At 74.4% G+C, this 8,414-nt stretch carries 11 protein-coding genes; 5 read left to right on the top strand and 6 right to left on the bottom strand.

Going from position 1 to position 8,414, the window contains the following annotated elements:
* Window positions 1-40: 40 nt before the first annotated feature.
* Entirely contained in the window at window positions 41-754 is a 714-nt protein-coding gene (trmB, locus tag ACSNN7_RS27880; RefSeq protein ID WP_436684034.1) for a tRNA (guanosine(46)-N7)-methyltransferase TrmB, read from the bottom strand.
* A gap of 132 nt (window positions 755-886) precedes the next feature.
* Here trmB and ACSNN7_RS27875 point away from each other — a divergent pair, with 132 nt between their 5' ends.
* Both ACSNN7_RS27875 and ACSNN7_RS27870 read left to right on the top strand, forming a co-directional pair.
* A complete protein-coding gene (locus ACSNN7_RS27875) occupies window positions 887-1,525 on the top strand; it encodes a hypothetical protein (protein ID WP_436684033.1) in 639 nt (212 codons plus the stop codon).
* An 8-nt stretch (window positions 1,526-1,533) separates the two neighbouring features.
* Window positions 1,534-2,214, top strand: a complete 681-nt coding sequence (locus ACSNN7_RS27870) for a class F sortase (protein ID WP_436684032.1) — start codon at window positions 1,534-1,536, stop codon at window positions 2,212-2,214.
* A 3-nt stretch (window positions 2,215-2,217) separates the two neighbouring features.
* Here the strand turns inward: ACSNN7_RS27870 and ACSNN7_RS27865 are convergent, their stop codons facing one another.
* The 3 genes from ACSNN7_RS27865 to ACSNN7_RS27855 all read right to left on the bottom strand — a co-directional run bounded on the left by ACSNN7_RS27865 (window position 2,218) and on the right by ACSNN7_RS27855 (window position 4,390).
* On the bottom strand, window positions 2,218-2,538 hold the full coding sequence (locus ACSNN7_RS27865) for an antibiotic biosynthesis monooxygenase family protein (protein WP_436684031.1): 321 nt from the start codon (window positions 2,536-2,538) through the stop codon (window positions 2,218-2,220).
* Window positions 2,539-2,603: 65 nt separating this feature from the next.
* Window positions 2,604-3,401 carry an exodeoxyribonuclease III gene (locus ACSNN7_RS27860; RefSeq protein WP_436684029.1) on the bottom strand — a complete coding sequence of 266 codons (798 nt, stop codon included), beginning with the start codon at window positions 3,399-3,401 and terminating at the stop codon, window positions 2,604-2,606.
* Window positions 3,402-3,469: 68 nt separating this feature from the next.
* Window positions 3,470-4,390 carry a proteasome assembly chaperone family protein gene (locus tag ACSNN7_RS27855; RefSeq protein WP_436684028.1) on the bottom strand — a complete coding sequence of 307 codons (921 nt, stop codon included), beginning with the start codon at window positions 4,388-4,390 and terminating at the stop codon, window positions 3,470-3,472.
* Window positions 4,391-4,809: 419 nt separating this feature from the next.
* Here ACSNN7_RS27855 and ACSNN7_RS27850 point away from each other — a divergent pair, with 419 nt between their 5' ends.
* The 3 genes from ACSNN7_RS27850 to ACSNN7_RS27840 all read left to right on the top strand — a co-directional run bounded on the left by ACSNN7_RS27850 (window position 4,810) and on the right by ACSNN7_RS27840 (window position 6,714).
* Window positions 4,810-5,685 carry a peptidase M23 gene (locus ACSNN7_RS27850; RefSeq protein WP_436684026.1) on the top strand — a complete coding sequence of 292 codons (876 nt, stop codon included), beginning with the start codon at window positions 4,810-4,812 and terminating at the stop codon, window positions 5,683-5,685.
* A gap of 67 nt (window positions 5,686-5,752) precedes the next feature.
* Window positions 5,753-5,899, top strand: a complete 147-nt coding sequence (locus ACSNN7_RS27845; RefSeq protein WP_436684024.1) for a hypothetical protein — start codon at window positions 5,753-5,755, stop codon at window positions 5,897-5,899.
* Between the two features lie 35 nt (window positions 5,900-5,934).
* Window positions 5,935-6,714: an EcsC family protein gene (locus tag ACSNN7_RS27840; RefSeq protein ID WP_436684022.1), complete on the top strand. Its 780-nt coding sequence runs from the start codon at window positions 5,935-5,937 to the stop codon at window positions 6,712-6,714.
* 117 nt (window positions 6,715-6,831) lie between these two features.
* Here the strand turns inward: ACSNN7_RS27840 and ACSNN7_RS27835 are convergent, their stop codons facing one another.
* Complete coding sequence (locus ACSNN7_RS27835; protein ID WP_436684021.1) at window positions 6,832-7,683, bottom strand: GDSL-type esterase/lipase family protein; 852 nt, start codon at window positions 7,681-7,683, stop codon at window positions 6,832-6,834.
* Window positions 7,684-7,816: 133 nt separating this feature from the next.
* Window positions 7,817-8,404 carry an antibiotic biosynthesis monooxygenase gene (locus tag ACSNN7_RS27830; protein ID WP_436684035.1) on the bottom strand — a complete coding sequence of 196 codons (588 nt, stop codon included), beginning with the start codon at window positions 8,402-8,404 and terminating at the stop codon, window positions 7,817-7,819.
* Window positions 8,405-8,414: the final 10 nt, after the last annotated feature.

Here is an 8,414-nt window from a genome sequence, read left to right as displayed (position 1 = left end):
ACCGGGTACACCGCGAGTGGAGCGAGGCCGGCGCGAGGGGTCAGGGGTGGCGGGGGTGGATGAGGTCGAAGACGGGGCGGCCGGCGGTGAGGGCGCGGCGTTCGAACTTGGTGATCGGACGGTGCGCGGGCCGGGGGGCGAAGCCGCCGTACGGGTCCGCCAGTCCGGGGTCGGCGGTCAGCGTTTCGCGCATCGACTCGGCGTACTCGGCCCAGTCGGTGGCGCAGTGCAGCGTCCCGCCGGGGCGCAGCCGGGAGCGGAGCAGCGCGACGTGCTCCGGCTGGATGATCCGCCGCTTGTGGTGCCGGGCCTTGGGCCAGGGGTCGGGGAAGAAGACGTGCACCGCGTCCAGCGCGTCGGCCGGCATGGCCCGGACCAGGTCCAGCGCGTCGCCCTTGGCCACCCGGACGTTGCGCAGCCCGTGCCGTTCCACCAGCTCCAGCAGGTTGCCGAGGCCGGGCGTGTGCACCTCGACCGCCAGGTAGTCCCGGTCCGGGTCGGCGGCGGCCATCGCGGCCGTGGCGTCGCCCATGCCGGAGCCGATCTCCAGCACCACGGGCGCGCCCCGGCCGAAGAGCGCGGCCGGGTCGAAGGGACCGTCGAGGTCGGCGATGTCGAACCCGTAGCCGGGCCAGAGCCGCTCCAGCGCGTCCGTCTGGCGGCCGCTCATCCGGCCGCGGCGGGGGTGGAAGGTGCGGATCCGGGCGGCCGGCGGGGCCGCCGGGACGGCGGGGTTCAGGTCGGTGGAGGTCACAGCGACCCGAGCGTACGCGACGGTTCCGGCGTATCGGATGTGATGTACGCCCGGGGGTGAGACGATTCATCCCGTACGGCAGGCCGGCGCTCGCCGCCCCGGCGCTGCCCGAGGCGGCCGGAAGGGGGCAGGATGTCGATCACGCTCCAGCGCACCGCGTTGGCGGTCACGTTCGGTGCCCTCGGCCCGGCGCTGTTCGGGGTGGCCCCGGCGCTCGCCGCCCCGCCGCCCTTGACACCAGCCCTCGGGCCGCCAGCGGCGGTGGAACCGGCCTTCGACCCGTTCCTCGCGGTGGCCCCGACTCCGACCGAGACCGGCCAGAGCTCGCCCGAGCAGGGCGTTCCGCAGCCGGCGCCCAACGTGGTCTTCGTCGAGGTGCGCCCCAGCCCCGTGCAGCCCGGCTACCTGGTCGGCATCCAGGCCAGCTGCCGGGACAACTCCATCCCCGCGACCGTCGTCTCCGACGCCTTCGGCCGGGTGCAGGTGCACTCCCAGCGTGGCGAGCTGACCGCCACGGCGATGGTCAAGGAGCGCACCCGGCCCGGCAACTACCGGGTCAAGCTGGAGTGCCGCGACGGCGCGACCGCCTCGACGATGCTCCAGGTGGTCCGGTCGATGAAGCCCAGCCCCGGCCCGCAGACCGGCTTCGGCGGCGCGTCCGGCGGCAACCTCAGCGGTCTGCTCGTCCCCGGCGGGCTGGCCCTGACCATCGCCGGGGCGACCGTCGGCATCATCGCGGCCCGCCGCCCCCGTGGCGCCGCCCGAGGTTGAGCGGCGCGATGGCCCCGCAACCCGCCTCGACACCGGCCGCCCGCCGCGACCGGGCCCACTCCCGCAGCCCGTGGACGGTGCCGCTGGCGGTGGCGCTGGTGCTGCTCGGCGTCTTCGCCACCGGCGCGGGTCTCGGCCGTACCGTCGGGCCGCTGGACTGGGCCGCCGGCCAGCAGCGCCCGGCGAGCGCGCAGGAGCGGCCGACCGCCGGGCGCGGTGGGCTGCCGGCCAGCCGCCCGGTGAGCCTGGCGGTGCCCGCGATCCGGGTGACCGCTCCGGTCGCCCCGGTGGGTCAGGCCGAGGACGGGTCGATTGACGTGCCGCCGCTGGACCGGCACCACGAGACCGGCTGGTACGACCGGGGCCCGACCCCGGGCGAGCCGGGCCGGTCCATCATCGTCGGGCACGTCGACTCCAAGAGCGGCCCGGCCGTCTTCTACGACCTGCGCAAGCTCAAGCCCGGCGACCGGATCGAGGTGACCCGCCGCGACCGCAAGGTGGCCGTGTTCACGGTCGACTCGGTCGAGTACTTCGACAAGTCGAACCTCCCGGCCGACCGGGTCTACGGCAGTGACGGGCCGCCCGCGCTGCGGCTGATCACCTGCGGCGGGGCCTGGGTCGGCGGCCAGACCGGGTACGAGGACAACGTCATCGCCTTCGCCTCGCTGGCCGAGACCCGCGACCCCTGACGGTCAGCCCTTGCCGGTGACCTGCTGGACGACCTCGAACTCCAGCAGCGTCGCGCCGGAGGCCACCGGCCGCCGCTGTTCACCGCCCTCGCCGCCGGCGTGCGCGGCCCGGGACGGGCCGGCCGCCCAGGCCTGGTACGCCTCCTCGGTCTCCCAGCGGGTGTAGACGAAGTAGCGGCTCTCCCCGGCGACCGGGCGGAGCAGCTCGAAGCCGAGGAAGCCGGGGGAGTTCTCCACCGCACCGGCCCGGGCGGCGAACCGCTTCTCCAGCTCCTCGCCGGCGCCGGCGGGAACGTCGATCGCGTTGATCTTCACGACTGCCATGGCTCCACCCTAACCAGCGGCCCGGCACCCGGTCCGGCGGTCGTCCGCGCCGCGGGACGCGGGGCTCAGATCGGCTCGACGGTCGGGACCAGCTCGGCGTCGACCACGATCGGGGCGTGGTCGGAGGGGCCCTTGCCCTTGCGGGCCTCCCGGTCCACGTACGCCGAGCGGACCGCCCGGGCGAACGGCGCGGAGGCGTACACGAGGTCGATCCGCATGCCCTTGTTCTGGTGGAACATCCCGGCCCGGTAGTCCCAGTAGGTGTAGGGGTGCGGGCCCTTCATCGGGGTGGGCACCACGTCGACCAGCCCCAGGTCGCGCAGCGCCGCCAGCGCCGCCCGCTCGGCCGGCGTGACGTGGGTGGAGGTGACGAAGAGCGCCGGGTCCCAGACGTCGTCGTCGGTGGGTGCGACGTTGAAGTCGCCGCAGACCGCCACCGGCGTCCCGCCGGCCAGTTCCGGCTCCAGCGCGTCCCGCAGCGCCGCGAACCAGGCCAGCTTGTACGCGTAGTGCGGGTCGTCGGGGGAGCGCCCGTTGGGCACGTACACCGACCAGACCCGGAGCCCGCCGCAGTCGGCGGAGATCGCGCGGGCCTCGGGCTCGGGGAACCCCGGTTCGCCGGGGAACCCGACCGCCACGTCGGCCAGCCCGACCCGGGACAGGATCGCCACCCCGTTCCACCGGCCGTCGCTGTGGCTGGCCACCTCGTAGCCCAGCTTGCCCACGTCGGCGACCGGGAAGGCGCCGTCCGGGCACTTGGTCTCCTGCAGGCAGACCACGTCCGGGGCGGTGGTGGCCAGCCAGTCGAGCAGCCGGGGCAGGCGGGCCTTCACCGAGTTCACGTTCCAGGTCGCCAGGCGCATGCCCCCAGCCTGCCGCATCCCGCCCGCCCGCGCCCGGACGGCCGCCCGGCGCGTCACCCGTCCTCGGGTCAGCTGTTCGGGGTGTCTCCGGGGCGGGTCTGCTCGGCCAGGAACCGCTCCAGCTCGGCACCGAGCTCGTCGGCCGTCGGCAGCGGGCCGGCCTCGGCGGCCAGCAGGTTCTTCTCGCCGCGTCCGCGGGCGAACGCGTCGTACTGCTCCTCCAGGGCCTGGACCAGCGCGGCGGCCTCGTCGGTCTGCGCGACCTGCCGGTCGATCTCGACCCGGACCAGCTCGGCGGCGGCCCGCAGGCTGTCGCTGGGCAGCAGCAGCCCGGTGCTGCGCGACACCGAGGAGAGCAGCACCTCGGCGGCGGCCGGGTACTCGGTCTGGGCGACGTAGTGCGGCACGTGCGCGGCGAAGCCGATCGCGTCCCGGCCCGCCTCGCCGAGGCGGTACTCCAGCAGGTGCCCGACGCTGCCCGGCACCTGCACCCGCTGCAGCCAGGGCTCGTAGCCGGCGATCAGCTCGCGCCGGGTGGCGTGCGCGGTCACCCCGGTGGGGCGGGTGTGCGGCACGGCCATCGGGATCGAGTTCAGCCCGGCGGTGAGCCGGACGTCGAGCCGGGTGGCCAGGGCGGCCACGGCGGCCACGAAACGCTCCCACTGCAGGTCCGGCTCGGGGCCGGTGAGCAGCAGGAAGGGGGTCTCGTCGTCGTCGTGCAGCAGGTGCAGCGCCAGCTCCGGCGCGTCGTAGTGCTCCCAGTGGTCCTCGACGAAGGTCATCACCGGGCGGCGGGAGCGGTAGTCGAAGAGCTGGTCGACGTCGAAGGTGGCGATCTGACGTGACTCCAGCGAGGTGAGCAACTGCTCGCGGGCCAGGCGGCTGGCGTTGCCGGCGTCGACGAAGCCGGTCAGGGCCTGGATCAGCACCGGCTGCCCGAGGTCGGGCAGATCGTCGGTGAGCTGGTAGAGCTCGTGTGGGTCGAGCACCGGTCGGACCTCCTGAGGAAACGCGCGTACGGGCGGCCGTGCGCGCACGACTCCCGGTTCGCCGAACGTACCCGCCGCAGGTATCCATTCCAGCAACGGGCGGTTCGCCGCGATCCTGGTGATCAAAGCCGGACCAAGTACCCCATTTCGACGATCATCCGAGACGGGGCTGTCCGTTCGTCCGTCAATGAGTCATCCGAACGGTGGAGGGGGTGGATCATGGGGGCGGTGACGGGGGTCTCGCCCCGGCTGCTCCGGGCTTCCCGGCCTGGGGGGCGTTTCGGATATGCCGGTTCTGCGGCGTTCCCTGCCGCGGCCATCCGTCACCGCCGGCCCGTCCGGGTCCGGTGTACCGGATTGTGGTCAGGGCCACTTCCACGGGCTGGGTGCCGGGTGGATCACCTGCCTAGCCTCGTCGGATGCGTGACGACGACACCAACGACGACCAGTACGCCCACGAGGGCCCGACTGGCCGTTCGGACGACACCCCCTCGTCCGTTCAGGTCGGCGTTCTCCCTGAGCCCGCGGCGGCCCCCACCCTCCGTACCCGCCTCGGCGCCCTCGTTAACCCCCTGATCTCCCGCCCTCGGCGGGTCGCCCTCGCCAGCGGCGTGGTCTCCTGCCTCGCCGTGGCGGCTCTCGCCGGCGCGCAGGCCGTGCCGGCCGACCGGCTCGACCCGGTCGCCGCCCAGCCGGCGCTCGCCGAGCGGGCGAACGAGGACGCCGCCTCCCGCGACCACGGACGCACCCCCGTCAACGGCAACCCCGGCAACTCCGGCAAGGCCTCGGACTCCTCGTCCCGGGACGAGCCGCGCAGGGCCAAGCCCAAGCCGAAGCCGAAGCCCAGGCCGAAGCGGATCGCACCGGTGGCCGGCCTGGACCGGGCCCAGATGGAGAACGCCAAGGCCATCGTCAACGCCGGCCGGAAGATGGGCGTTCCCCGGCAGGCGATGATCATCGCCGTGGCCACCGCCATGCAGGAGAGCAACCTCTACAACTACGCCAGCGGCGTGCTGCCCGAGTCCCAGAACTACCCGCACCAGGCCATCGGCTGGGACCACGACTCGGTCGGCCTCTTCCAGCAGCGGCCCAGCAGCGGTTGGGGCGAGGTCGGCGACCTGATGGACCCGGAGTACGCCACCCGGGCGTTCCTCTCCGCGCTGCTGGAGATTCCCGGCTGGCGGGACCTGCCGCTGACCGTCGCGGCCCAGTCGGTGCAGGTCTCCGCGTTCCCCGACCTGTACGCCCAGCACGAGTGGCGGGCCACCCGGGTGGTCGAGGCCATCCTGGCTTGACCGGTTTCCGGTTCCCGGTTGTCCGTTCGGGGTACACATGAGGTACAACCACCGAACGGAGAACGACATGTCACTGGTGCAGCGCATCACCGCCTTCCTGCGGTCACCGAAGGGGCAGCAGCTGGTCGACCGGGGCCGGCGTGAGCTGGCCAAGCCGGAGAACCAGACCAAGCTCAAGCAGGTGGCGAACCGGTTCTCCGGCCGGCGCCGCTGATCGTCCCCGCTCGCCCTCGACACCGGGAGCCCCCCTTGACCGATGCCGCCCCCGTCGACGACGAACCCACCGCCCCCACGCCGCCGCCGGTCACCCCGGCGGCGGCGGTCACCCCGCCGGTCGCCCGGGCGGGGGAGCCGGAGGCCCCCGAGGCGCCGCCGGCCCGGCTCTGGGACCGGATGCGGGACGACCCGCAGTACGCACCGGAACACCTCGCCCTGGAGGCGGTGCGCCGGCTGGGACCGGAGGCCGCCGACTGGGCCGCCCGGGCCCGCGCCGATCGCCCCGACGTCTCCGCCGACGAGCTCGCCGATCAGGCGATCCGCAAGTTCGTCAACCGGGCCCGCCTCTCCGGGGCGGTCTCCGGCGCGGCCGGGCTGCCCGGCGCGGTGATCGACGTCGGGGTGCTGGCCTGGACCCAGGCGCGGCTGGTGCTGCACATCGCCGCCGCGTACGGCGTCGACCCGGTGCACCCGGACCGGGCCACCGACCTGCTGGTGCTGCAGAAGGTGCACAAGGTCGCCGAGAGCGCCCGGCTGGCCCTGGGCGTGGCGGCGGGGCGGGAACGCGCCGGCGCCCTCTTCGGCCACGGCGCGCAGAACCCGCTCGGCAAGGTGATGCTCCGCCTCGGCGTGCGGCTGGCCCAGATGGCCGGGGTACGCGCGGCGAAGCGGATGTTCGCCAAGGTCGTGCCGGGCGCCGCCATCGTCCTCGGCACCTGGGCCAACTCGTCGGCCACCAAGGACCTCGCCGAGCGCGCCCGTGCGCTCTACCGGACCGGTCGCGGCGGCGTGCCGCAGCCCCGCCGCTCCTGACCACGCGCCGGTACGGCGGCGCTCCGGTCCTCCGGGGCGCCGCCGTTTCGCGTGTGCGGCAGGGCTAGGTCGGCCGGCTTTCCGCCATGGTTGCCCGGCGTGGTGGCGCGACGACGGTCAGAGCCGCCAGCCGGCGGTCGAGAAGCTCACGTCGGCGAGCCGGTTCTGCCCGGCCACGTTGGGGTGGAACCAGTCCAGCCCGTTGACCTCGTCCAGGGTGAAGCGCACCCGGTGCACCGCCCCGCCGTCGTGCCGGCAGCGCGATCCGTACGCCCGGCAGGCCGCCTTCAACTGGGCGTTGTAGTCGTCGACGCGCTGGCGGAAGCGGGCCCGGCGGGCCCGGTCGGCGGGCGCGGTGGAGGTCGCGTTCGCCAGCAGCGACGGACAGATGCCGGCCCGCCAGACCCGCACGGCCCGGGACTCGGTGTGCCCGACCTCCCAGAGCCGGTACAGGTCCGGGATGCTGACCACCAGCACCCGCGCCTTCGGCCGCCCCTTGCGCAGCACGCGCAGGCCACGGTCGACCTGGGTGCGGAACGTCGCCACCGGCGTCATCGTGTCGACGTCGTCGCGGCAGGCGTCGTTGGCGCCGATCAGCACCGTCACGTAGTCGGCCTTGTCGCGTACCGCGGCCTCGGCCTGCCCGGCCAGCGCCTCGGCGCGCGCCCCGGGCGCGGCGTGGTTGCGGGCCCGGCCGCGGATGTCCGCGTCGGCCTCGAGCAGCCGGCGGTAGTGGCTCTCCACCCGGATGCCGTCGCCGGTGGACCACGAGTTGCGCTGGCACGAGGTGAGCACGAGGCAGGAGCCGAAGCCGGTGCTGATCGAGTCGCCGAGCGCGGCCATGGTGGTGGGGAGCCCGGGCGGGCCGGGGTCCCGGGACGGCCGGGGCGAGGCGCTGCCGCCTTCCTCGCAGGCGAGGGCGACCAGCGCCAGCACGCAGGCGGCGGCGGCGACCCAGCGTCGAGGCATTGGCTTCCCCCGGTCCGGCGGCGCAGAGCGACAGCGCGGCAACTCTACGGGGTGGTCCGGCCGGATCGGGGGGCTCGTGTCGGCTTTCGGGCAGAGTAAATATCTAGAAACATGGATTTGATAGAACGGCGGCTCAGCGCGGTGCGCGCCACGGTGGCCGCTGCCCGTGCAGCCACCAGTGCAGCGCCCGGGTGATCCGGGGCAGCACCAGGTACGTCATCAGCGGGGTCAGGCAGAGCGTCATGATCAGCGTGCGCACCGCCAGCGGCACCTGACCGATGAACTGGGCGGTGAGCAGGGTGGCGGTGAGGCTGAGCGGAAAGAACGCCAGCCAGATCGTCACGGCCTGCTTCCAGCGCGGCGGGGACGCCGCCACGGCCGGCTCGCCCACGGCCGGCGCCAGGTTCTCGACCACGTGGTCGACCGGCGGGTCGAACCATCCCTCGATCCCGGTACGCCGCTCGACCCGGGTGTGCTCGACGATGCCCTGCGCCGAGGTCAGCCACCAGGTCCGCTGCGGGGACTCCTCCCACCGGCGCAGCGTCTCCTGGTCGGCGAAGCGGTAGAGCATGTGCCACTCCGGCGAGCCCGGGGCGCTCTGCACCCAGCCCACGCCGAGGAACCCGGGGAAGCTCTCGGCCAGCGCGGTGCCGGCCCGCATCCAGGCGACCATCTCGTGGGCGCGCGCGGGGTCGGCCCGACGGGCGATGGCGACGGTCACCGGCCCGGCG

Origin of the sequence: Micromonospora sp. URMC 105, assembly GCF_051386295.1 — a bacterium.
GTDB lineage: Bacteria > Actinomycetota > Actinomycetes > Mycobacteriales > Micromonosporaceae > Micromonospora.
This window is presented reverse-complemented; position numbering and strand designations above follow the sequence as displayed.